The sequence below is a fragment of the Mucilaginibacter sp. NFX135 genome (assembly GCF_048565145.1).
Lineage (GTDB): Bacteria > Bacteroidota > Bacteroidia > Sphingobacteriales > Sphingobacteriaceae > Mucilaginibacter.
The window spans coordinates 4424850-4448750 of record NZ_CP183412.1; the positions used below are offsets into that span (position 1 = coordinate 4424850).

The 23901-nt window shown below is 42.1% G+C and carries 18 protein-coding genes; 8 read left to right on the top strand and 10 right to left on the bottom strand.

All coding sequences use genetic code 11. The annotated features are described in order from the left end of the window. Positions 1–6: 6 nt before the first annotated feature. Complete coding sequence (locus tag ACNURT_RS18350) at positions 7–2361, bottom strand: family 20 glycosylhydrolase (RefSeq protein WP_419698949.1); 2355 nt, start codon at positions 2359–2361, stop codon at positions 7–9. 50 nt (positions 2362–2411) lie between these two features. After that, positions 2412–2549 (bottom strand): twin-arginine translocation signal domain-containing protein, encoded by a 138-nt coding sequence (locus ACNURT_RS18355; protein WP_419698950.1) that lies wholly within the window; start codon positions 2547–2549, stop codon positions 2412–2414. Positions 2550–2816: 267 nt separating this feature from the next. On the opposite strand from ACNURT_RS18355, the gene ACNURT_RS18360 reads away from it, so the two are divergent. From ACNURT_RS18360 to ACNURT_RS18375, 4 genes are all read left to right on the top strand, one after another. Continuing rightward, entirely contained in the window at positions 2817–3734 is a 918-nt protein-coding gene (locus ACNURT_RS18360) for a CPBP family intramembrane glutamic endopeptidase (protein ID WP_419698951.1), read from the top strand. Between the two features lie 40 nt (positions 3735–3774). Then, on the top strand, positions 3775–4398 hold the full coding sequence (locus tag ACNURT_RS18365; protein ID WP_419698952.1) for a hypothetical protein: 624 nt from the start codon (positions 3775–3777) through the stop codon (positions 4396–4398). A 103-nt stretch (positions 4399–4501) separates the two neighbouring features. Further along, positions 4502–6124: a serine hydrolase domain-containing protein gene (locus tag ACNURT_RS18370; protein ID WP_419698953.1), complete on the top strand. Its 1623-nt coding sequence runs from the start codon at positions 4502–4504 to the stop codon at positions 6122–6124. 68 nt (positions 6125–6192) lie between these two features. After that, positions 6193–6468, top strand: coding sequence for a DUF4342 domain-containing protein (locus tag ACNURT_RS18375; RefSeq protein ID WP_419698954.1), 276 nt, complete (start codon positions 6193–6195; stop codon positions 6466–6468). A gap of 26 nt (positions 6469–6494) precedes the next feature. Here the strand turns inward: ACNURT_RS18375 and ACNURT_RS18380 are convergent, their stop codons facing one another. Both ACNURT_RS18380 and ACNURT_RS18385 read right to left on the bottom strand, forming a co-directional pair. Further along, positions 6495–6968, bottom strand: coding sequence for a hypothetical protein (locus tag ACNURT_RS18380; RefSeq protein ID WP_419698955.1), 474 nt, complete (start codon positions 6966–6968; stop codon positions 6495–6497). Positions 6969–7077: 109 nt separating this feature from the next. After that, positions 7078–9534 carry an outer membrane beta-barrel protein gene (locus ACNURT_RS18385; protein WP_419698956.1) on the bottom strand — a complete coding sequence of 819 codons (2457 nt, stop codon included), beginning with the start codon at positions 9532–9534 and terminating at the stop codon, positions 7078–7080. A gap of 150 nt (positions 9535–9684) precedes the next feature. On the opposite strand from ACNURT_RS18385, the gene ACNURT_RS18390 reads away from it, so the two are divergent. Then, positions 9685–10857, top strand: a complete 1173-nt coding sequence (locus ACNURT_RS18390) for a metallophosphoesterase (protein ID WP_419698957.1) — start codon at positions 9685–9687, stop codon at positions 10855–10857. Between the two features lie 536 nt (positions 10858–11393). After that, a complete protein-coding gene (locus tag ACNURT_RS18395) occupies positions 11394–12767 on the top strand; it encodes a right-handed parallel beta-helix repeat-containing protein (protein WP_419698958.1) in 1374 nt (457 codons plus the stop codon). 102 nt (positions 12768–12869) lie between these two features. Here the strand turns inward: ACNURT_RS18395 and ACNURT_RS18400 are convergent, their stop codons facing one another. The 3 genes from ACNURT_RS18400 to ACNURT_RS18410 all read right to left on the bottom strand — a co-directional run bounded on the left by ACNURT_RS18400 (position 12870) and on the right by ACNURT_RS18410 (position 15009). Beyond that, positions 12870–13319 (bottom strand): VOC family protein, encoded by a 450-nt coding sequence (locus ACNURT_RS18400; RefSeq protein ID WP_370995442.1) that lies wholly within the window; start codon positions 13317–13319, stop codon positions 12870–12872. Between the two features lie 123 nt (positions 13320–13442). Beyond that, positions 13443–14036, bottom strand: a complete 594-nt coding sequence (locus tag ACNURT_RS18405; RefSeq protein ID WP_419698959.1) for a dihydrofolate reductase family protein — start codon at positions 14034–14036, stop codon at positions 13443–13445. Between the two features lie 97 nt (positions 14037–14133). After that, positions 14134–15009, bottom strand: coding sequence for an alpha/beta fold hydrolase (locus ACNURT_RS18410; RefSeq protein WP_419698960.1), 876 nt, complete (start codon positions 15007–15009; stop codon positions 14134–14136). 333 nt (positions 15010–15342) lie between these two features. On the opposite strand from ACNURT_RS18410, the gene ACNURT_RS18415 reads away from it, so the two are divergent. Both ACNURT_RS18415 and ACNURT_RS18420 read left to right on the top strand, forming a co-directional pair. After that, a complete protein-coding gene (locus ACNURT_RS18415; RefSeq protein WP_419698961.1) occupies positions 15343–16323 on the top strand; it encodes a GlxA family transcriptional regulator in 981 nt (326 codons plus the stop codon). 132 nt (positions 16324–16455) lie between these two features. Next, positions 16456–16947, top strand: a complete 492-nt coding sequence (locus ACNURT_RS18420) for a hypothetical protein (RefSeq protein ID WP_419698962.1) — start codon at positions 16456–16458, stop codon at positions 16945–16947. Positions 16948–17193: 246 nt separating this feature from the next. Here the strand turns inward: ACNURT_RS18420 and ACNURT_RS18425 are convergent, their stop codons facing one another. The 3 genes from ACNURT_RS18425 to ACNURT_RS18435 all read right to left on the bottom strand — a co-directional run bounded on the left by ACNURT_RS18425 (position 17194) and on the right by ACNURT_RS18435 (position 23716). After that, positions 17194–18597 (bottom strand): alpha-L-fucosidase, encoded by a 1404-nt coding sequence (locus ACNURT_RS18425; RefSeq protein ID WP_419698963.1) that lies wholly within the window; start codon positions 18595–18597, stop codon positions 17194–17196. A 102-nt stretch (positions 18598–18699) separates the two neighbouring features. Next, a complete protein-coding gene (locus ACNURT_RS18430) occupies positions 18700–20322 on the bottom strand; it encodes a RagB/SusD family nutrient uptake outer membrane protein (protein ID WP_419698964.1) in 1623 nt (540 codons plus the stop codon). Positions 20323–20362: 40 nt separating this feature from the next. Then, complete coding sequence (locus ACNURT_RS18435) at positions 20363–23716, bottom strand: TonB-dependent receptor (RefSeq protein ID WP_419698965.1); 3354 nt, start codon at positions 23714–23716, stop codon at positions 20363–20365. Between the last annotated feature and the right edge of the window lie 185 nt (positions 23717–23901).

The following is a 23901-nucleotide window of genomic DNA, read 5'->3' on the forward strand; positions in this document are numbered from 1 at the left end:
AAGGATTTATTTATCATTCGCGATTTCCTGATCGGATAGCGCCCTGCTCCAGATCTGCAGCTCATCTATTTTTCCATGGAAACCACCTATTTCTTGCAAGGGAAAAAACAGGGTTTCTACCTTGCGCACCTTTGTTTTTTCTTTATCGGCAAACTGGATCCAGTTGCCGTACAGTTTCTTTTGCAGCTGACCATTGATATACAGACTGGTGCCTTTATTAGTACCGGAAATCACTACGTGAGTCCAAACGTTTTCGGGAAGGGCATAACCAAAATCGAAGTTGTAACCGTCCCGCGAGAAGCCTAATTTACCGGTGCTGCCCTGTTTTAATTTCACTACAGAGTTGGGGCCTTTGAATAGTAACACATCCTCCGAAATATTCTCGGCAGGATTGATCCAGAAGGAAACAGTATAATTATAACCGATCTCGGGATAAGGCAATACGGCCAGACTATTTTCGCCCGAGAATTCCAGGGCCTGCCCTTTCACGCCTTTAACATAGATAGCTCCCTTAAGCTTTACCAAGTGGCCGGCCTTATCAAAAGTAAAACGGGTAACCGCGTTTGTGTCTGCGCAGATTCTGCCCCTGATATTTACAGACGGCCCCTCATTAATTTGCTTGCTGGCTACGGCAAAATCGCGATAGGCATACGCTGTATGGTTTCCATCCCACATTTTTTGCGATAAAACCTGCATAGCCGGGAATACACGGTCGTGCACATCTTTTTCGCTGATACCATTACCCACAATATCGTTCCAGGCTGCAAAAGAGCCGCCGATAATGGTTGGGTCGCCAGCCGGGAAACGCACATCGCCGATCATGGATGGTGTCCAGTTTTCATAAATGTTTTTATAATCCAGGTAATCATAATAATAACCTGCGGCAGGTACAATATATAGCCAGCCATCGGGTGTGCTGATCTGCTTATAACCCAGCTTTTTCATTTCGACGGGGTTGGCGTAACCATTATACCAGGTATTCATGGTAACATTTTTAACAGTCACCGACGTAGTACCGGCCGCGTGGGTCAGCGCTCCCCAAACCCGTATATCTTTACCGAAACCTTGTACATATTTAATAAAATGATCGGTAAAAGCGCGGAAAGCTTCCGCGTCTTTCCTGGCGTATTCATCGGTACCAATGTGAACCTCTTTACCTGTAAATACCGGGTGATCACCGCCTATGTACTCTTTCAGTATATTTTCGATGACCGTATAGGTAAGCGGGTTATGCAAATCGAGGTGATCCATGCCGTATTGTTTACTCCCGATTTCGGGAACTACTTTGGTAAAAGCCAGGGCATGCGCGGGTACATCAATTTCGGGAATGATGCGTACGGCATAATCGTTAGCTAATTGCTGCAATTCGATAAACTCCTTTTTGGTGTAGGAACCATCTTTGGCGGTAAGACCAGGATAAGTTGCATTCTCCAACCGAAAGGCCGAATAGGTGCTATCCCAGCTATTATTAAAATATTTTTTGAAGCCATTATCATTCAAATGGATCTGAAAATCGTTCATTTTATAGTAGGACATCAGTTTTACGTAATCGCGCAGAAACCGGAGAGAAAAAAACTTGCGGCCATCATCCAGTACAAAACCCCGCACCTTAAATTCAGGATAATCGCGGGCAACGCCTTTGGGGATGCTGGTTTGGTGTTCCAGCAATTGCAGCAGGGTACGTGTACCCCAAAACAAGCCCTGGTATTTTAACGCGCTGATGGTGATATATTGATCAACCTTAAAATAATAGCCTTCTTCGCCTATGCTTTTATCCGGCTCGTGAAGAGTTAAAAAAACATCTCCCTTTTCTGGCTTACCGGTTACTATGGCTAAGCTCAACCCCGTTTGTTCTTTGATCTCTCTTTTTAAAATGGCAGCTACTTTTTGCAGGGCGGTTCTATTGGCTGTATTAATCACTATCCGGTCGGATGCTGTCAAAACATAATTTCCCTTACTACCATGCCACTCGCGGAGGGCGGGGATTACGAAGGGTTGTGGATTGATGCCCTTGTCAGCAAATTTCCCGGGAACGGTTACCTGTTTGGAAACATCATACTTAAGGGTATCTATTTGATTGCTGATCAGTTGAAAATACAGGTTCACTTTACTCTCCACCAAAGGAGTAATAATTACACCCATGCTATCAATGATGGGTGAACGATCGCTGCCTTTAAACTGCAGGTGATACCCTTCCGGACTTTGTGGTGAAACGATCTTTTTATCGCCTGGTTGTATAGCGCGAACCTCCGGTACCGGAGGAGCTGTTTTATTATTGGTTTGGGCAAAGCCAGGCGCTGACATGAGCAGGATTGCGGGTAATAAAGCTTTGGAAAGATGTGATAGTTTTAGTGCGGCCATGCTGTTGTTTAATGTTTCTGTTGATGATGATCAGGGGGGAAAAATAATGTTTAAATTTTGCTATGCAGCGGATAGCCCGGCTTGGATATGCTTTTGCTCCATCCCGGCAGCTGTATGGTGACTAAGCCTGCGGTCAGGAGGCTTGTTTGTTTAATAAAGTCTCTGCGTCTGATGAATTTCTTTTGCATGTTTTAGCAGGTTATTATGATTTAAACCATTACGATTTAAACAAGATATTGGCGTTTTCTAATATCCATATTATCAGCTGGATAAATTGAGTTTACACAAACGTTTGCGTGACCTTAAACATCGAGATCTTAACCAATGCGATCAATGAATACAAGGGCATACTACTGATTATATCGCACGATGAATATTTTTTAAAACAGGCGACGTTAAACGTGCTATTGAATTAGGCCGATTTATATTCAGTAAATTTTTTATAATATTGTTATATGAACCAGCCTGAACCAGAACGTCCTTTAGTTAACTACCCTGTTACTGATACGCCAATTCTTTCTCAATTTGCCTACCCCGATGCAAGATCGATTTTCACCCTATTTTTTGTAACCATCGGCTTTATGTTTACCGGTGGAATATTAGGGGCAATTTTATTGGAAGCACTTAAATATTGGGGCTTTAAATCACCATTAGCAAAGTCATTTGTGAATTTAGTGGCCTATATCATTGGTTTCTTACTAACTATTTGGTATGCCGTTAAAAAAAGTAAAAAGCAGCAGGTTTCTGTTTTCCATATCAGTTTTAATAAAATACAAGGCTGGCTTGTACCGGTAATTATCATTTGTTCCATAGCCTTAAATATTGGTTTAGAGCGTGTTTCTGAAATTATACCGATGCCTTTATCCGTACAGAAATTTTTTGAGGAGATGCTCACAAAAGATACTTTTTCCATTATCGCCATAGTTATCGCGGCTCCCATTCTGGAAGAAATATTATGCCGTGGAATAATTTTAAAAGGCCTGTTAAAAAATTACTCCCCGCGTAAAGCTATATTGATCTCGGCCCTATTTTTCGCGTTAATGCATATGAATCCCTGGCAGGCATTCCCGGCTTTTTTTGGAGGCCTGTTCATAGGTTGGGTTTACTATAAAACTCAATCAGTTATCCCCGGGATGATCATACATGCAACCAATAATGCAGCTGCTTCCTTATTTTTATTTCTACCCAAAAACAAACAAGATTTTTTATCCTTATTGGGCGAACCCTATTATATTATACTATGCTTATTTGCAGCGCTTATCTTTATCGGCGGGTGTGTGATCATTCAAAAAAAGGTTTCAGCTGCTTTCAATCAACCGGAAGTTGTGTTTGACCAGGATAGTCTCACTAACACAAAGCCATCAATAGAATGAAATAAATTTAAATCTATATGAACTAAGCGATTATTATAGTATGAAAGAGGCCATTATCAAATCACTTTTTAATAACCATTTGAAGCAACAACTACATACGGATAACTGGCAACATAAAGATCATTTGATTTATTCAGAAATCGCATCAGGTTTGTTAAAAGGATTTTGCTTCAATAGTTCGTCTTTTGACAAAGATAAGTTTGAGCTGACTGCCTTTGTTATGCCACTTTATACACCCAAAAATTACCTGGCATTATCTTTTGGCGATATGCTGCCAGACCCTGACAAACGCCAATGGTGGGATTATAACGAAAGCCAGGTTGAGCCGCTTAGCCAGCAATTGGCAGCGATAATGAATCGGGCCGAAAAGAAATTTCTCTCCAGGATAAATAATGCTACCGATTTTTATAAATATTACAGGAGTGATAAAAAAAATACTTTCCGCTATTTTGAAGCAGTGGCCTATTCGTTAGCTTATTCGGGGTCAAAAAGAGCAGACAAAGAGTTAAAAAATCTACTGGCCTATATCAGAAAAAAGGAAGACCTGAGCATCCCGCTTGTTAGCCAAACCTATAACAATACAGAAAGACTATTTTGGAGCGATGATAGAAAAGCGGTATTAAACGAGTGGGAGTTATATACCAGGACTGCATTAAAGGTTTGAGGTATCAAACTGCCATTATTCGATAATCAACTGTAACGAAGTAAAATAAATTAGCGTCATTTATACAAAAAATGAATACAAAATGGATCACTCCGCATTTTGCATGAAAAAACTGTTTGTCTTTATCACCTTTTTATTAATTTCCTCTTTTGCACAGGCACAAACTTTGCAGGATACCCTGACGCAGATAGATAAAATATTCAGCGCATGTAAGCCTCAAAATCCGGGCTATGAACTGGCTATCAGCAGGAATGGAGTGATTATTTATTCCAAAGCATGGGGCATGGCCGATCTGGAGCACCAGGTACCTTTAACCCCAGTATCAGTAACCGAAGCAGGTTCAGTATCCAAACAATTCACCGCCGCGGCCATTTTGCTGTTGGCGCAACAAGGTAAGCTTTCACTTAACGATGATATCCGCAAGTACCTCCCCGAAATACCGGATTATGGTACAGTGATCAGGATAAGCAACCTGCTCCATCATACCAGCGGGCTGCGCGATTGGGGTTCTGTAATGGACATTGCAGGTTGGCCCCGATCTACCAAAACGTACAGCAACGATGATGTGTTGTATATAGTATCGCACCAAAAAGCGCTGAATAATAAGCCTGGCGATGAGTTTATTTACAGCAATTCGAACTTTAACCTGCAGGCGCTTATTATTAAACGCATCACCGGCATGGAGCTGGCTGAATTTACCCGAAAATACATTTTTGAACCAGCAGGGATGACACATACCCAGTGGCGCGACAATTTTAAACGCATTGTTTTAAACCGGGCCATAGCCTATCATACAACGGATACTGGCTACGAAACCGATATGCCTAATGAAAACGCTTATGGCAATGGTGGCTTGTTAACAACTGCCGAAGATCTTTTAAAATGGAACGAATACTATTGGGGAGGCAAATTTGGCAGCCCTTCCCTGCTATCGCAGCAAATAGCTATTGATCACCTGAACAGTGGTGCGGAAAATTCTTACGGGATAGGATTATTTATACAAAAGCACCGCGGATGGGATTATATTTTCCATGACGGCGCTACGGCGGGTTACCGTTCATTGCTTTTTCATTACCCTCAACTACATCTGTCTGTCGCTTTTTTAAGCAATGTTTCCAATGCGGATTTTAGTTTAGTCCGACGGGTTGAGGACCTTCTGGTTCCGGATAATGAAAAACACTCATCGCCAAAAACAACGCCTGCTAAAACCTATCCTATTTCGCCCGGTCAGTTAAAAGTATTTACAGGCTGGTATCAAAATTCCAAAAATGGCAGCGGTACGCAATTGATGTTAAAAAATGACACCCTGTGTACTGCACGCTTTAAATTCCGGCCTGTTGGGCACAATTCTTTTAGTATTAACGGGGAGCAGGCGTTATTTAATGATAAAGGTTTTATTCACATCTCAAAAACAAAGGATACTACCCTTTACAAAAAGGTAAAAGAACCAGGCAGTAGCGAGGATTACCTTAAAGCCTATACCGGTGTATATTACTCTTCCGAAACAGAAAGTAAGTACACAGTTATACTCCAAAACGGGAAACTTACCCTCCATATCGCCCCGGTAAACGATCAATCCATCAGCCCTACTTATTATGATGGCTTCAAAAGTGCCGACGGGGGCGCTGACATATATTTTACAAGGAACGCTACTAATAATAAAATCAACGGATTTAAAATATCAGTTAACCGTGCCAGAAATGTAACGTTTGTAAAAATGCAATAAGTTGGTATATAACGTTGTAACAAAACCTGCTGATGACCATCCAATAACCAAATTATAAATTTTCTGCAATGGGTAAAAAAGAATCATTTTCCATAAGTGGCGAGGCCATGCTGGGAAAAATAAAAGAATTGGTTCATGAAGGTAATATAAGCCGCATCACGATCACTGATAAGACAGGCAAAGAACTGATGAGCTTTCCTTTAAGCGTTGGTCTGCTGGGCGTTATACTGGCCCCTATTTTCGCGGCTATAGGTACGCTGGCTGCCCTGGTAACAGAATGTACCATCACCGTGGAAAGGGAAGACGACGACAATACCGAAAAAGGTGTTGAGCCTACTGAATAAATGCACTTATTCCTGGGCGAACGCTTTTATTTATGGCCCAGCCAGTAACCCAGGATCAATGCGATAAGGATCAAAGCCCACCAAATATACTGACGGGTCTTATAGCTATTAACCTGTTTTTCCAGCCTGGAAATTTCGGACTGGTTGGCCAGTTTTTCGGTTTGCAGACGCATATTTTGCTGTTGTAGTTTAACCAGCGTACCGCCAACCTCCACGGGTTTTTGCTGTTCCAGCTGATAACGACGGCTAAAACCGCCATCTTTAAGGAATTTCTCGCCTTTAGGCTTCAGTATCAATTTCTCTGGCAGTTCATAATCGCCATGATTGCCCGACTCCTTGATCAGCCCTTCCCATGTTAATATTTGTACCATGGCAAAAGCCGTAGCTTCATCACCGTCAAAAAGCTTGAGCAATTGCGTGCGCGTCAGGCTGTCTGGTATACCAAAGGCTTCCAGCATCGCATCCAGCATTTCACACTCGTATTCGTTCAATTCCGTCATCACCACAAATTTCGTAATAATTTACGATTATTTTGCTTTCACTAATATCTCAGGAGTAACGGTTTTTACACGAAGGATTTTGGAAACACAAGCTTAATCGTATTACATATCAATGCGCCCTGTCCTGTTCACTGCTGGCGCCGCCAGTATCGCGTTTATGCGGTATAGTGATCGATTTTCCAAAGCTATAGGTAAATGAAAGGGTTGCCACCTGTGTATCTACAAAATTATGATAGGTAGCGGTAGCATCTGCAATATTGGTAATAGTACCGCTTGGACTAAACGTTTTAAGAACATCGCGCACATTCAACTTGATGGAAGCCTTGTTGTTCAATATTTTTTTCTGAACGGCGGCATTAAGCATACCAGTAGGTATAGAAACAAACTGCCCATAAGTACCACCACTATTATACCAGCCGCTTAACTCAGCGCTCCAGGTTTTGGATATCGTGAATTGATTGTTCCCGTTGGCGCTAAAGGTATATTGCGATTGATTCAGGTACCCGGTGTAAAATTGCCCCTGGTAAGTATTTTTATATACCTCCGCATATAAGTTAACCGACCACCATTTGGCAGGCTGAAGATTGCTGTTGACCGAAAAATTCCATGTTTTTTGTTGCCCTATGTTACCTGTAGTACTCACAAACACATTACCATCTTTATGAATGGTTTCGTTTTGAACATCCGTTGTATAATTATAAGTAACTGCCACTGTAAATAAACTTTTGAAACTGTAGGCCAGCTTATAATTATCCGTAAACTGTGGTTTCAGAAAAGGGTTGCCAGAGAAATACGTAAACTTATCTACAAAAAAGGTAAAGGGATTTAAACTTCCATAGCTTGGTCTGCCAATCCTGCGGCCATAAGAAGCAACCAACACGTTATGCCCGGCTGTATCCAGGTTATAGGAAAAATAAGCAGTTGGGAAAAGATTGGTATAATGCTTAACAAATGATGAATCTGCCTTTTGCGCGTTTCCCAACTGGTGCCCGTCACCATTGGTATTCTCTAATCGCAAGCCTGTTTGTACAGAAAACCGGCCGAAGGTTTTATTGAAATTAATATACGTGGCGTTTATATTTTCTTTGTATAAAAACCGGTTGGTATTGTTATAGTCGATAGTACCTACACCATCAATCACATTAAAGTAATTAGCTGCATTATCTGTATTCACATAGCTGCTTTTAACCCCGGCTTCCAGTTTCGCCTTGCCTTTAAGTGGGTGGGCATAATCAACCTTTGCCGAATAAATATTAATGGTTGATGGTAAATTATCGCTTATGGTTTGCGTATTTGTTAAAGTACCATCGGGCAAAAAAGTGTTGTTTACAAACAGCTGGTTGCTGCCTGATATATCATGAATGTAGTCCAGATCGAACGTAAGGGTACGGCCTATACTATCAAACTTATGGGTATAGTTCAGGTTGATGCCTTTGCTGTCAAACTTATTTTTGGATGTATTAAGCGTGTTAATGGTTGAGTCCAATCCGCCGCTTTTATCATATAGTAAGCTGTATACCGGACTGCTGTCATGATCGCGGGATATGTTGCCGGTAAATACAACTCCCCAGGTTGTTTTTGGAGATATAAAATAATCTAAGCCCGCTTTAATGTTAGTATTGTTACCGGATGGCCTGAAATAGGAAATATCTTTTAAAGAAGAAGCAATATCCCCGTTAGCATCCAAATAATTGCGGTCTATTTCGAGCCTTCTGAAGGTTTTCTGCTTGTTATAAGCAACATTGGCAAAAAAGTTAACCTTGTCTATACGATAGTTAAAGTTAATGCTCTCATCCATCCTGCCGTAAAAACCCTGGGCAAAATTTGCCGATACTACGGCATTAAACCCCCTGGTGGTATTTTTTTTAGTTTTGATATTGATCACACCCGCGTTTCCAGCGGCATCATACTTGGCGGGCGGGTTATCCATTAGCTCTATCTGATCCAATGCCGAAGATGGCAGTGAACGCAGGTATGTAGCCAGGTTAGCAGCCGGAAGATAGGTTGGTTTGTCATCGATCATGACCATTACCCCGCTTTTGCCCTTAAAAGTAATATTACCATCGGCATCAACCTGAACGCCTGGAGTCTTTGACAACACTTCCAGGGCATTAGCACCGGTATTAGATATCAGCGCCCCAACATTAACTACTGTGCGGTCAATTTTTTGTTGTACGTATGATTTTTGGGCGGTAACGTTTACTTCGGCCAACTTTTTCCCTATTGACGATAAAATAAAAGGTGACAGAATAACCGCTTTTTGCCCGCTGATCAGTACAGGGCTGCTCCTATAATTTTTATAGCCGATATAAGTTACCTTGAGAAGGTAAGTGTTATCTTTTAAATTTTGAAAAGCAAAGCTACCATCGGGGTTAGCCAGTTTGGTACCTAAAACCACCGAATCTTTTGCGGTAAGTAAAATTACTGTAGCCCCGTCCAGCGGTTTTTTGGCGTCATCTAAAACCGCGCCCGAAATTTTGCCCTCTTTTGTTTGAGCATTAGCAGGATTGGATAGAAATAATGTGAATAAAAATAAAAATAAAAAAGACAAGTACAGTAATTTCATGCCTACAAGACAGCATTGAAGCTAAAAAGGTTACATGATCGCTATAGTATCAACTGTAATTATATTGTTACATATATATATTTTGTCATCCAATTGCCATCATGCTCATATCCTTAAAATCTTTTGAGGGCATATTCGTCATAGCCATATATGAAGACACGAATCCTCGCCATCATCCTTTTATGGCTTATTGTTGATATTTACTTTTTTTCGGTTGTTACCACGCTTACCGTCAATACATCCGTATACCTGGCCTACTGGTTATTTGATGCTTTACTGGCCGGTACCATTATATTAGGTGCATTTACGCGTAATACCAAACTCATATCCTGGCTAATGGCTTCGATGCTGTTATCCTTTATACCCAAGCTGGTGAGCTCCACTGTATTAGTATTGGAAGATTTCACTCGTCTGTTTCGTGGTTTTCCGCCGCGCAGCTATGCGGTGAGTGAGTTAGCATTGGTAATAGCGGTTATGTTTTTCGGGCTTTTACTGTTTGGCATCACACGTGGACGACACTACTATAAAGTACGCCGGGAAACGCTGTTTTTTGATGATCTTCCGGAGCGGTTCGATGGTTTTACAATCACCCAATTATCCGATATTCATTCCGGCAGTTTCAGCGATGCTAAGGGTGTAAAAAAAGGACTCGACCTGGTTAATGCTCAGCGAAGTGATATGATATTGTTTACCGGCGACCTGGTTAATAACCAGGCTACCGAAATGGATCCCTGGATACCGGCATTTGCCGGGCTGGAAGCGCCTTATGGTAAATACTCGGTATTGGGCAATCATGATTATGGCGATTATATGCGGTGGGAAAATGAGGCCGATCAACAGGCCAATCTCAGCCGGCTGAAACAAGTGCACCAGGAGATCGGGTTCAAGTTGCTGCTGAACGAGGCTACGCCTATTCAAAAAGACAACCAGGCTATCGCGCTCATTGGCGTTGAAAACTGGGGCAAAGGCGGCTTTCATAAATACGGCGATCTTAAAAAAGCGACAGCCAATGTACCGAACGAGGCCTTCAAGATCCTGATGTCACATGATCCCTCGCACTGGGATGCCGTAACGCTTGGTCACCATCAACCTATCCATCTCACACTTTCGGGCCATACACACGGCGCGCAATTTGGCTTTGAGCTGTTTGGCTTTAAATGGAGCCCCATTAAATATGTTTATAAACAATGGGCGGGCCTTTATCAAAAAAGCGGTCTTTACCTTTATGTAAACCGGGGTTTTGGTTTCTTAGGATTAAAAGGCCGCATAGGTATCTGGCCCGAGATCGCTGTGCTTACCTTAAAACGCAGAGCCTTGGTTTAACAGGGTAAACAGCATAAAGGCCCGCAATCGTTTGATTGCGGGCCTTTATGCTGTTTGTATATAACTCAGGGTATCTGGCGGATTTAAGTTAACCCATAAAAATTCGCCAATCTAAAATTTCAACAGGAGGCGCCTACGGAGCCAAAAAGCGTGTTGTTTTAGAGCTATAAACACGTGGCCCCGTCGGGGCTGGCAGTGCGATTATACTATAATGGTGTACCCGGACTACTATTCGGCCTCAGAGAGGCCTCCTGTTTATAGATAAAGTTTAAAGAAATTGGACTCCTGAGGAGTCTCCTGACCGTGAACATGCCTTCCGGATACTCTTTAGTTCTCATTTAGATTTTACGGGTTAACTTAAATGAGAGAGGATCAGAATTGTATTGGAGGTAAAGCCGCTAACTAATTTTTACAAAGTCAGGTAACCATATACCAAAAGCACCGTATAATAAGCCACTTTGCCAGGCCGGAAGCCTGATATATATGATAACGCTTTGAATCCAGTACATTTTTTTCAGCCGCTCCTAAATTAATACATGAAAAATATAAATCACCTGATCCGCATAATGGCTGGCGCGCTGGCTATATCATCCTTCGCCATGTGTACTAAAAGCAACATTGAAAAACCGGTAAATCTTACAGCAAATACAGAATCCGTAAGTGCGCAAACCCAAGCGGTTTCTACCTTTACCTATACAGTTAAGCCTTCGGAATGGATGGTTGACGGCACCAATATACCAGCAGGAGCTACTATATTTATACCTGCCGGAACACGGAGTTCTTTGCTGTTTAAAAACCTTAAAGGAACCATAGCAGCTCCTATTACTATTACTAATCAAGGCGGTAAAGCAATTATCTCTGCATCCGTTACGGCTTCATACGCGTTTAAAACACAAAATTGCAGCTATTTTAAAGTAATAGGCAAAGGTACTGCCTCAGTTAAGAATGGGTTGGTTGTAAATGGTGGAAACATCGGTATGACAATGGATGATCTGAGCTCAGATTTTGAGATTGCCGGGGTTGAAGTTTGTAACAGCGGTTTTGCCGGTATTATGGCAAAAACAGACCCATCCTGCGATGCAGCAACATGGCGTGGTCATTTTACAATGAAAAATGTACTTGTTCACAACAATTATGTTCATAAAACGGGTGGCGAGGGACTTTATATAGGCAATTCTTTTTATGCCGACGGGGTATCACTTTCCTGTGGCACGGTTTTACCTCACGATGTGGTAAACGCTAAAATATATGCCAACTTTGTTGATTCTACCGGTTCTGAGGGAATCCAGGTTGGCAGCGCCGTTTCTGGATGCGAGATCTATAATAATATGGTTATAAACTCAGGAATGAGCCCTTTTTCGGCATACCAGGATAACGGCATACAAATAGGCGAAGGAACCGGGGGCAGGTGTTATAATAACCTGATCAGTAATGCCCCGGGTAACGGCATTATTGTGCTTGGACTGGGAAACAACCAGGTGTTTAATAACTATATTTTAAATTCAAAGGGCTATGGCATTTTTGCCGATTCAAGATATACGCCGGGCCCCTACTTTCGGTTTATAAATAATGCCATTATCGCTTCTAAACTGGGGGGTATAAAATTAAATTCAGAAACTATACCAATGAATACCGTTATCAATAACGTTATTGTTCAATCGGGAGCAGAAAGCCTTGCCATCATCAGAAAGAGCAGCAGTGTTAAACTTACAGCCTTAAATAATTACATCACTAACAATGTTGATAACGTTAAATATGTAAATTATTATGGAGGCGATTTCCATTTATCATCATCATCACCCCTTATTAAGGCGGGACAAAACACTACCGCTTATGGCGTAAGTTTTGATTATTTTAGTACTCCGCGCCCGCTTATCGGTGCTTTTGATATAGGTGCTGCCAAATATTGATATTATCCAAGGAAACCCTTATGCTCCTTTTCAGTGTGAACGAACGCCTAAGGGGCTTTTTTGCCATCCGGAATATACCGGATATCTATCGCTACTGATCTGTTACCTGAGCTGCTCGCTTAATCCGACGATGATGCTTTCCGGACCGCGGAGGTAGGCGAGTTTATACGTGTCTCCGTATTGTACAACTTCACCTACCAGTTCGGCACCATTGGCAAGCAGGCGTGTAACTACTTCATCGATGTTATCGACGGCTAACATAATGCGGCGGATTCCAAGTTCGTTCACCTGGACCTTCTCTGGCCCGGTTCTTATCGCGTCAGGCGTATGAAACTTGTCAAGTTCAAGCCGTCCATGGCCATCTGGCGTGCGTAAGAACACAAGGGTAGCGCGAACATTCTGAAGCCCAATGAGACGATCTACAGCAGGTCCCTCCACTATCGTTTCGCCTTCCAGTTCAAATCCGAGCTGGATAAAGAAGGCTTTCACGGCTTCAAGATCGTCGACAACTATAAGGACGTTGTCCATTCGCAACAGATTATTTTTTGTCATGGTTATACAGTAGCATTTATCGAATACGATACATTAAAAAGTACTTTGTTCAGTTTTCGCTCGACCGGCTGGCATATCCTCAGGGGACGGAAGAAGCTTTTTCCCTGAAATTATTGCACGTTCTTAAGCGCCAATAGTACCTGTTTCTACTTTTCCAGCTCGCTTGTAATTGGCAAAAATCACCCCACTTGGTGTAACATGACTCTCTGTTAATTTAAATGCTGCCGGAACTGCTTCGTTGTTAAACAACTTTTTCCCTTTGCCAAGAATTACCGGATAAATTTTAAGCCAGAGTTCGTCTGCCAGGTCATGCTTCAATAGTAGCTGAACGAGCTCGCTGCTTCCCCAAACTTTGATGTCGGACCCTTCTGAATTTTTGAGCTTTTCGATATCGCCAACGCTTGTCAAGAACACCGAATTTTCCCAATCCGACTCGTTTATGGTGTTGGATATGACGTATTTCGTGACATCATTGATGCCCGGCCAATAGTCAGCATGTTGAGGCCAGTAAGAGGCAAAAATATCAAATGTTTTTCGGCCCAGAAGAATATCCGTGGCTTCCATCTGTTTTTGCATTACCTCGCCAGAAACTTCGTCCTCATAAGGCGCCGACCAACCGCCATATTTAAAGCCGTCTGATGTATCTTCTTCAGGTCCGCCTGGTGCCTGCATCACACCATCTAATGTCATAAATGTTAAAACGATTATCTTTCTCATCTTAGTTTAATTGAAATTATTACCTTTTTGTTCGTTTTTTACTTATAGCTCGAAAACATTTATCGATGCATCTTTTTAATACCAATTACGAATATAGCTACTTTAAAAAGCCATTCAGATAACCTAATATGGTGTTAGTCTGCATCATTAGGCCGACATGGCTCTGCGAAGGAACGATGGCCAAGTGCGATTTTGGCATCGGTGCCAGATCCGCAGATACACCACCTCCCAATAATTGATAAGTTTTCGCCAACTCCACTTTATCCAGGCCATCATTGTCGCCCGAGATGATCAATACAGGTGCAGAAATTTTTGCGATATTGGAGTCGCCCAGGTCAAATGGTTCACCGGCAAAAGCAATCATCTGTTCTAAGAACTTTGTCCATTTTGTTTTGTCGGGCGCTACCCCATCGTATGCCGCTTTCATCGGACTATTTGCAAATAGTTCAGGCTTCATTCCTTTAAACGCGTTAGCTATTTCGGGCCTCCAACCGGTACTTTTATAAGTAGAAGAGATGATCACTAATTTTCTTAATCGTTTAGGACTTTGTATAGCAAACTGGTAAGCTACAGAGCCGCCAAAACTATATCCTACTACATCGGCACTGTCAATTTTCAGTTGATCCATTACTCCCGCCACATCACTGGCTAAAGTAGTATGCGATAGTTTCCTGTCTGAAAACGGCGTGTGCCCATGTCCTTGCAATTCAATGGCAATTACTTTTCTTGTTTTTGACAATTCAGGTATTAATTGGCCCCAATTCCCCTCAATGGTCATAAAAGCACCATGCAGTAAAACGATAGGTCTGCCTTCACCATACACTTCATAATAAACTTTGGTGCCATTTACAGGGGCATAGCCACTGTTAGCCGGTTTAAGCTGTTGTCCGTTTGATTGAAACGCGGCAAACATCATGATTGCCATTAGTAGTATTGATTTAAAAGGGTTAGGTGTTTTGAATAATTTTTTCATGACAATGCTTAATTTGGTTTTAGTTTGAAACTTATTGACAATACAAAGTTGGAATTTACTTCGGGACTTAACGCTGTGTAAAAACGACAACTTAGAGGGTGAATTCCGCCAAAACATATTTATCTTTAGGAAAAGAAATATAACAATGAAACCATCATGAGCTACAGCTCATAAACCTGAATAAACTTAGCGCAGCGATTTCTTGAACGCCGTTGAAAACAAATAATAACGTGAAAAATACAGCTCATGATAGCTTCATTACCATTAAAAAACGAACTGTGCAACATTCATGAGTACTATTAAAAAACAACTTATTAACGAATAATTATAACAATGAAAAAAGTGTCTGTTTATGTGCCCGAAAATGCCGCCATTGAGGCTGTAACCCCGCCCTACCGTTTGTTTAAAACAGCCAATGATTTTTTAAAAGCATTTGATAAAAAACCTTTATTTGATGTAGAATATGTAGGCTTAAAAGATTATGTGGCTACCAATGATGGCGAATACTCCGTAAAAATAGACAGGCAAATACAAGACATTCAAAAAACTGATCTGATCATAATACCTGCCATTTATGGCGATATCAACGAGGCAATAAAAGCAAATGAGAAAGCGATTCCCTGGATAGGAAAAATGTATGGCCAGGGCAGCGAGGTTGCAAGTTTATGCATAGGGGCCTTTTTGTTAGGAGAAACCGGCTTGATAAATGGCAAGCAATGCTCTACACATTGGGCTTATTATAATCAGTTTCGTGACATGTTTCCTGAAATAAATATTGTGGAGGGTTCTGTTATTACTGATGAAGGTAAAATTTATTCGAGCGGCGGTGCAAACTCGATATGGAATTTGCTGCTTTATATATTAGAAAAATACACCGACCGAAATACCGCTATTTTGGCCGCCAAATATTTTGCTATAGATATAGATCGCAACAGTCAGGGTGCTTTTACAATTTTCACCGGGCAAAAAGATCATAATGATAAGGAGATCTTACAAACACAAAACTACATCGAAAAAAGCTATCAGGACAAATTAACTATTAATGATCTGGCAGATAAAGTAGACATTAGCCAAAGGACCTTTGAAAGGAGATTTAAACTGGCTACCAATAATACGCCCGTTGAATATGTGCAAAGGGTAAGAATTGAAGCCGCCAAACGCAGCTTTGAAAGCTCAAGAAAAAACGTATCGGAAGTTATGTTTGATGTTGGTTATAGTGATTTAAAAGCATTCAGGGATGTATTCAAAAAGGTTACGGGAATTACGCCAATTGAATACAGAAATAAGTATAGTAAAGTGACGGTAGGGAATTGAAATATGATCTTCACTCAGTGTTCCTTTCAGAGAACCTTGGGTTGCAGACTGCTCATTCGCACTTTTAGGCTATCCTGAGGGGACGAAATCATCAAAACACAATTGACTTTAATACAAATTGCAGATTACATTATGCCCGAGCAGCTTTACGAAAGCGTAAATGATTTTTATACCACGGTTCTAATGCCTTTAACAGAAGAAGACAAACAAGTTATTAAAAAGGAGATAAAGAATCAGTACAAGGGGAATGTTTTACTGTTACCGCTTTTAGTTCTAAGCTTTTTTTTAGGGTTATGGTATTTTCTCTTCTTCCTGATCCTTATGCTTTTGTATAACATATATGCTATTTACAGCATTAAAGAAAATGAACTATCATTAAATAATCCTAAAACCATATTAACCGGTAAAATCACTCAAAAGGACCCGCCTGGCGATGGCCTGATCATTTATTTGGGGCCGTCGAGATTTGACTTGACCTATGCCAATATTACCTATCCTGTTGAAGTGGGCGATACCGTTTTACTTCATTATTCGCGATTTGATACTAAACAAAAACTTGATATTAAACAGAAGGGGATTCTTCTTAAAGTTGAAAAGGGGATAATTGAAGAAGAAGTACCTTAGCCGCTTTCATAATTAAATAAAACATTTATTGCAGGCTCAAGCATGTGGTGTATGTTTCCTCTGATAGCCACGCAACGCCTGCACCAGCTAGATATGAACAAATTTATTCAACGGCAATTAAAGTTAGGGAGTACTCAACTTTACTGTAACAATTAAAAGACCTCTTTACGATGGCGTAAAGAGGTCTTTTAATTGTTCAGGTTTCCGTTCAATTCAACCCTGCAGAAAACTGTTCGATTTTACAATTCATCGGAGTTCGTTATAAACTTCAAACTCAGCGATCGACGGTGGATTATCAAAGGTTTGTATAGCAATGCGCACTTTATCACCATGCACTTTTGGGAAACGGTGTAACTTCACTCTGCTCAGATTTTCGCCTTCAAATAGTGTTTTCCAGGTTTTGTTATCATAGTATTCCAGCCTGTATCTTTTAATATTGGCCTTACTCTCAAAAACCACAATGGTGTTAAAAGTTTGTGAAGTCCGGAAATCTATTTCATACCATGGTTGTTTAACTTTTGGATTGGATTGCCACGAGCTGTGAAAATTATCATCGTTAGCAAAATCCATAATGTTCATGTCATCGCTCCAACTGGAGTTGGCGGGCTGCTTTTTGGCCAGGTTAGTTGAAATAATCGGCGCACCGGTTTCCCTGAAGGTAGCAGATTCTGCCTGATTATGGTAAAGCCTGCCTATCTCCTTTAGGGCAGCTATAGCGTTTTCATCAAAAAGGCCATCCCGGTTTGGTGCCACATTCAGAATAAAATTACAATTAGCCTTGTTCAGCGGTACCAGAGTTTCATTAACCAGTGTAGCCGGATCTTTGACTGCCGTGCTGGGAAAATCTGTTTTCCAGAACCAGGAACTCTGCAACGGCAAACAGGCCAGCGCGGGCATCGTATTGGTTTCTTTGGAAAGACGCTGCCCCGCCCCCATTTCATAGGTTTTGATATCGGTATAATACAAACCATCCGACGGGTACTTAGCGCCATTCAAATCCATCAGGATACAGTTGGGTTGCAGCGACTTAACCAGTTTATAGATCTGCTCAAAAGGCACATCATCATAAGAAATCCTGGACCAGGGAGCATCCCAGCCATCAATTATTAACGCTTCCACAGGACCATAGTTGGTTAGCAATTCAGTAAGCTGTTTTTTTACCATCTCAATGTGGCTGGGCAAAATCTCGTTTGGACGTAATTTATGATGGGTATCCAGGATAGAATAATAAAGCATCACCTTAAGCCCGTTCTTTCTGAACGCGTTTACAAACTGCCTCACCACGTCTTTTTTATAAGGGCTATGCATCACATTGTAATTGGTTGTTTTGGTATCCCAGATGCAAAAACCGCTATGGTGCTTGGTTGTTATACAGCCATAAGACATATTGGCCGACTTTGCTGCCTTGGCCCACTGATCCGCATCCAGTTTGGCGGGGTTAAAATCCGAGGCTGGTGTTTCCGGATCCGGCCAATCGGCATCCTCGTAGGTAGGAATATTGAAGTGAATAAACATACCGAAACGGAGCTCTACAAACATCCGTTGTAATTTTGAAAGCTCAAGCTTTTCACTATCCTTTATCTGGGCCTTTATATCCAAAGAAAGGTAAAGACAGCTGATTAATGTTATAAAAAAGAATTTGGTTTTCATATGCGATAATAAATATTGTCCCCCGGTTAAAATTCCGTCAGGGTTCTCTTGAGTGCTTATCATAAGCGGCCAGTATTAAATGTTACTGACCGCTTGCTGATTTTATTTCCATAATGGATTCTGTGTTAAAATCCCCTTGGAAGCGTCGATAGCCGATTGAGGGATTGGCCACACATAAAACTTCGGGTTATTAAAATATCGGGTTTCAATCACCGTTTTAGGATATTTATTGATATGACCGTTTGCTGTACTGATGGCGGCAATTCCGGCAGACGCGTCAACCGTATATATCGGCCCCTGCATCACTTGTTCGCCTATCTTCCATCTTATCAGGTCAAAATAACGCAAACCTTCCCCGGCCAGTTCTATCCGCCGCTCATGCCGGATAAATGTTCTCATGGTTGATTGGCTTACTGTTTGCCCATTGATAGCAAATGTCTGCGCTACCGTTGGCATTTTTGCCCTTGTCCGTATCTGATCAACAGCTGCTATTACATCTGCAGAAGGTCCGCCTGTTTCATTTTGCGCTTCCGCATAATTCAACAGCACCTCACCATAACGAAATGCTTTCCAGTTGTTTGTACCGGAACGAACGTAGTCATAATGGTCTACATTTTTTGCCCAGGAAAACCCGGAACGCGATCCCAGGTCCCCCCCAATCCTATCCCCGGCATTATTGAAAGGATCATATTGGTTGATATTCGGAAATTGCGGATAAGGAAAAATATCACCGGGGCATAAGATGCTCGCTCTTAATCGCGGATCGCGGTTATTAAATGGATCGGTGGCTACATAAGCCGGATCTTTGGTATACGGGTAGTAGCCATTTTTACTCTCGTAATCCGTTACCAGCTCGGCTGTCGGGTCCAAAATGTTCCGGCCGTTCATCAGCGCCTGAGAGCCAAGAATATCCCTCAAACTATTTTGCCGAACAGACAGCGTGTACCCAAACGACCAGATGTCTTCTGATGAATAGTCCCCATCTTTTTGAAAAAAAGCATAATAATCCGGGTATAGTTTGTAAATGTTCATATCCATCACTGCTTTTGCAGCCGCGGCGGCTTCAACAAACTGACCACTATAAAGATACACCCTGGCCTTTAGCGCCAGCGCAGCTCCTTTGGTCGCCCGTCCCTGATCAGCTCCCGTATAGGACACCGGTAGGTTAGCCGCAGCCTCGTCCAGCCATTGGATCACACTTTTAGTAATATCTGCCTTGGAAGTCTTTGGCAGATCAGCGGCGTTAGGGTCGGTGATCAGGCTGTTGACAAAAGGAATGTCGCCGTACAAGGTGACCATGATAAAGTACCGGTAAGCCAGCACAAACTTAACTTCAGCGGTAAGCCTGGCTTTCAGCGTTGCGTCCATACCAGGCACCTTATCCACATTGGCGAAAAAACTGTAGGCCTGCCTCATGGGCTCATAGCTCCACTCCTTGGAACTGATTGTTGGATCCTGTGTACTGTTGCCGAAGCGACGGGTTGTTGGATCATTAGTGATCCCATTATCACTCATGCCTTCATAATACACAAAATTGTCCTGGGGCATGTAGGTATACATTCTTGTTGCGAACATCACGGCGTCATCAGACGACTGCCAATAGGTGGCATCTGTGATCTGGTTAAGCGGGTTCTGATTCAGCAGGTCTTTTTTGCAACCTATCCCTAAAAAACAGGATATCAGCGCGCTCCATACTATCGTTAATTTCTTTATGTTATTGCTCATCATCATATTTTGTTAAGATCAATCATTGAAAATCTCCTGACTAAAAGCCAACGTTTAAACCGAGGCTCAGGTTCCGTACCTGCGGATAATTGGATCCGTCTCCATAGTTGGAGATTTCGGGATCGAGGCTTTTTGGAAAATTCTTGCTTGTGACCAGCAAAAGATTATCCCCTGCGGCAAAAATCCGTACCGATGCAACACCCAATTTCTTGGTCAGCCTGTTGGTAAACGTATAACCAAACTGGGCATTTTTGAACCTCATGTAAGCAGCCTTAAATAACCACCAACTGGAAAACTGTCCGTTGTTGATGGATTGATCCGTCCTCAGTATGGGATACCGTGCATTGGGATTAGATGGCGACCAATAATCGAGTTGCGATTGCAAGATATTTCCATCACCATTGTAGAAGAAAGGCACCTGGGCTCCGCCACTAACACGGGCAAGATTGCTCATGACACCCTGAAGCAATATTGATACATCAAAACCCTTATAGGATCCGCTAAGCGAGATGCCGTAACGATAATGTGGGGTTGCCTGACCTAAAACCACCCGGTCGTCGGGCGTGATCTTGCCATCACCGTTAACATCCTTGAATTTTATATCTCCTGGTTGATCCCTGGGATCCTGTGTGGCATGACTGGCGATCTCATCCTTCGATTGAAACAATCCTTCAGCCTGCAACCCGTACCATACCCAGCGGGATTGACCCACAATAAGAGGGTTATCTCCATAGCTTGGTCCCGTTCCGCCCAGATCCAGGATCTTGTTCCTGTTGTCTGAGAGATTCAGCGATGCGCGATAGTTAAAATCACCGATATGGTTTTTGTAAGCTATATTGAGCTCAAAGCCCTGGTTCTGCATTTTGCCTACATTTTGTTGAGGCGCGTCAATACCATAGGTTTTGGGTACACTTGGCGATCTCAGTATTCCCGTTGTTCTGTCCCTGAAAAAATCGACATTGACATCCAGGTGCTGGAAAATCGTAAAATCAATACCCAAGTTGGCGGTTGTTTTTACTTCCCATGTTAAATCCGGGTTGGGCGAATTATTGTAATAGGTAGTAGTTACACTGGCTTTGTTTAAGATATACTTGTCCTGGGCAATAGTATTGGCCCAGGGGTATAAACCACTGGCATTCTGGTTACCAACCTGACCATAGGAACCCCTTATCTTCAAGAAGCTGACCACATTTGTCAACGGTTTAAAAAAACTTTCCTCTGAAGCAATCCAGCCGGCAGATATGGATGGGAAGAAACCATATTTTTTATTCTGAAAAACAGAGGTGCCATCATAGCGTGCATTGGCCTCCAGCAGGTATTTTCCGTCAAAGTCATAATTGAACCGCCCGAACCATGACCGGATAGCGTAAGAGGTAGCGTTCCCGGAAACATTGGTCAATGTCGGGTCAGAAGAACCGGCATCTACCTGATCCAATGAATTATTTAAGAAACCATAACGGGTAATACTGTTGAAATCATACCTATCCTCTTCCTGTGAGTAACCCAATAATGCCTTCAGATGATGCCTGCCAATTGACTTGGTATAGTTTAATGTCAATAATGTAGTAGGATGTTTCTGAGCATAATTCGCTTTATAGACACTATTGGGATTATTATTATAAACCACGATCTGCTCGTCATCATTATACAGCGGATATTTATTATTGAATGCTGAGGTGAAACTATTAGTATAATTATAACCATAGGTACCGTTCAGAACCAGGTTATCCAGTATCTTAAACTCAGCCAGGAAATTGGCATTGATGATATTGAGATTTTCATTCTGCACACCTGCTTTGGTCATGATATCATTCGGTTGATCCCCGCCCCGATAGCTGCGGTCATGCCCTCCTTTTGTATATGGATATTCGGTCACCGGAACGATATAAGACCATTGAAGTGCGCTTCCTATACCATAGGCCGGTTGTTCTTTGTCTTCTTTGGTCAGTACCGAATTGATGCCCAGTTTTAACCTTTTGGATACCTGTACGTTTACGTTCGCCCGGGTACTGTACCGCTTATAGTCGACATTTTTGATCAGGCCGCCCTGGTTAAGATAACCACCGGAAACAAAATAATCCACATTATTGGTTCCACCGGAGATGCTCAGGTTCTGTTGATTTTGTAGAGCCTGGTTATCCAGTATGTACGGAATCCAGTTTGTACTCGGCAATGCTCCTGATTTATATTTCTGAACCAGATCTGGCGTAAACTTAACCTGCGCTCCCGGATTATCATTCAACTGCGCCTGATTGTACAAATCCACAAACTGCGGGGCGTCAACAAACTTAGGCAACCTGGCAGGTCGCTGTGAACCAACCATCGTGCTATATTGCAGATCGGGTTTGCTGTTTTGCTTCCCTTTTTTTGTGGTGATCAGTAATACACCACCGGATGCCCTGGCTCCATAGATGGCTGTTGCGGAGGCATCCTTCAAAATGCTGACTGAAGCGATGTCATTAGGGTTTAAATAGTCAATGCCAGTAACCGCCATTCCGTCAACAATGTAAAGAACAGGATTATTGGAAAGTGTACTATTACCCCGGATATCAACAGAAGTTGATCCATAACCGGGATTGCCGTCGGTTTGCTGAATGTTTAGGCCTGCAGCTTCACCCTGTAATATATTCAACACGGATGGAACAGCCCTGTTCTCAATTTCCTTGCTGGAAACAGTTTCCACGGAGCTGGTCAGGCTTGCTTTCTGCTGCGTTCCATAGCCAATCACTACCACTTCACTCAGATTAGCCGCAGCTGGTATCAGCGTAATTGCGATATTTTTGGTATCCGCGTTAACCGTAACCGGTTTTACATATTTAGCGAAACCTACCATAGAGACCTCGATCGTATACTCGCCCTCAGGTACATGAGTTAGGGAAAATTCGCCGTTACTATCGCTCACTATCCCCCTTTGAAAACTACCGTTCTTTAAGCTAACGGTAGCACCCGGCAAAGGAAGCCCCTTATCATCAACTACCTTGCCTTTCAGGTCAACCGCTGTCAATGCGGATACCAGGCGTTCCAAAAACGTCGGCACCTTTTTTTGAACAACGATGGATTTCTTGGTGATTGAATAAGTAAAAGGCAGTCCTTTGAAGAGTTGTTCCAGCGCGGTTTCTAAACTAACATTTTTAACATTGACCGATAACCTGACATCGGAAATTTCGTTCTCTTCCCAGAAGAAACGGTAACCGGTTTCCTGCTGGATCTTATTGAAAATCTCTGTTAAAGGCGTATTACGCTCATTGACAGATACAAGCTGCGCGTAACTTTTGGCGGAAACCTGTACACATGCGATGGTCATTATTAAGACAGTCAATTTCATTACCATCAATAATTTCAGTACAGAACCGTGCCGCTTTTTGGCCAGTTCTGTACATAAGTTTAAATTCATACTTTTGTACGTTTGGGTGAATGTGAAACATTAAACAGTTTATTAATCTTTTTAACCCTGCTGGTTTCCAACCAGGTGGTTAAGGATTGACCCAGACAAATCCGGGGAAGGGTTCCAAGCGCTCCCCGGTTTCTTTTTTTATCAACCTGTTGTTTGTGTTGCTCTGGTAAATTATTTTATCATCT

Coding starts and splice junctions, on each gene's coding strand:
- ACNURT_RS18350 (WP_419698949.1), bottom strand. CDS start 2,361: ATGGCCGCACTAAAACTATCACATCTTTCCAAAGCTTTATTACCCGCA.
- ACNURT_RS18355 (WP_419698950.1), bottom strand. CDS start 2,549: ATGCAAAAGAAATTCATCAGACGCAGAGACTTTATTAAACAAACAAGC.
- ACNURT_RS18360 (WP_419698951.1), top strand. CDS start 2,817: ATGAACCAGCCTGAACCAGAACGTCCTTTAGTTAACTACCCTGTTACT.
- ACNURT_RS18365 (WP_419698952.1), top strand. CDS start 3,775: ATGAAAGAGGCCATTATCAAATCACTTTTTAATAACCATTTGAAGCAA.
- ACNURT_RS18370 (WP_419698953.1), top strand. CDS start 4,502: ATGAAAAAACTGTTTGTCTTTATCACCTTTTTATTAATTTCCTCTTTT.
- ACNURT_RS18375 (WP_419698954.1), top strand. CDS start 6,193: ATGGGTAAAAAAGAATCATTTTCCATAAGTGGCGAGGCCATGCTGGGA.
- ACNURT_RS18380 (WP_419698955.1), bottom strand. CDS start 6,968: ATGACGGAATTGAACGAATACGAGTGTGAAATGCTGGATGCGATGCTG.
- ACNURT_RS18385 (WP_419698956.1), bottom strand. CDS start 9,534: ATGAAATTACTGTACTTGTCTTTTTTATTTTTATTTTTATTCACATTA.
- ACNURT_RS18390 (WP_419698957.1), top strand. CDS start 9,685: ATGAAGACACGAATCCTCGCCATCATCCTTTTATGGCTTATTGTTGAT.
- ACNURT_RS18395 (WP_419698958.1), top strand. CDS start 11,394: ATGAAAAATATAAATCACCTGATCCGCATAATGGCTGGCGCGCTGGCT.
- ACNURT_RS18400 (WP_370995442.1), bottom strand. CDS start 13,319: ATGACAAAAAATAATCTGTTGCGAATGGACAACGTCCTTATAGTTGTC.
- ACNURT_RS18405 (WP_419698959.1), bottom strand. CDS start 14,036: ATGAGAAAGATAATCGTTTTAACATTTATGACATTAGATGGTGTGATG.
- ACNURT_RS18410 (WP_419698960.1), bottom strand. CDS start 15,009: ATGAAAAAATTATTCAAAACACCTAACCCTTTTAAATCAATACTACTA.
- ACNURT_RS18415 (WP_419698961.1), top strand. CDS start 15,343: ATGAAAAAAGTGTCTGTTTATGTGCCCGAAAATGCCGCCATTGAGGCT.
- ACNURT_RS18420 (WP_419698962.1), top strand. CDS start 16,456: ATGCCCGAGCAGCTTTACGAAAGCGTAAATGATTTTTATACCACGGTT.
- ACNURT_RS18425 (WP_419698963.1), bottom strand. CDS start 18,597: ATGAAAACCAAATTCTTTTTTATAACATTAATCAGCTGTCTTTACCTT.
- ACNURT_RS18430 (WP_419698964.1), bottom strand. CDS start 20,322: ATGAGCAATAACATAAAGAAATTAACGATAGTATGGAGCGCGCTGATA.
- ACNURT_RS18435 (WP_419698965.1), bottom strand. CDS start 23,716: ATGAATTTAAACTTATGTACAGAACTGGCCAAAAAGCGGCACGGTTCT.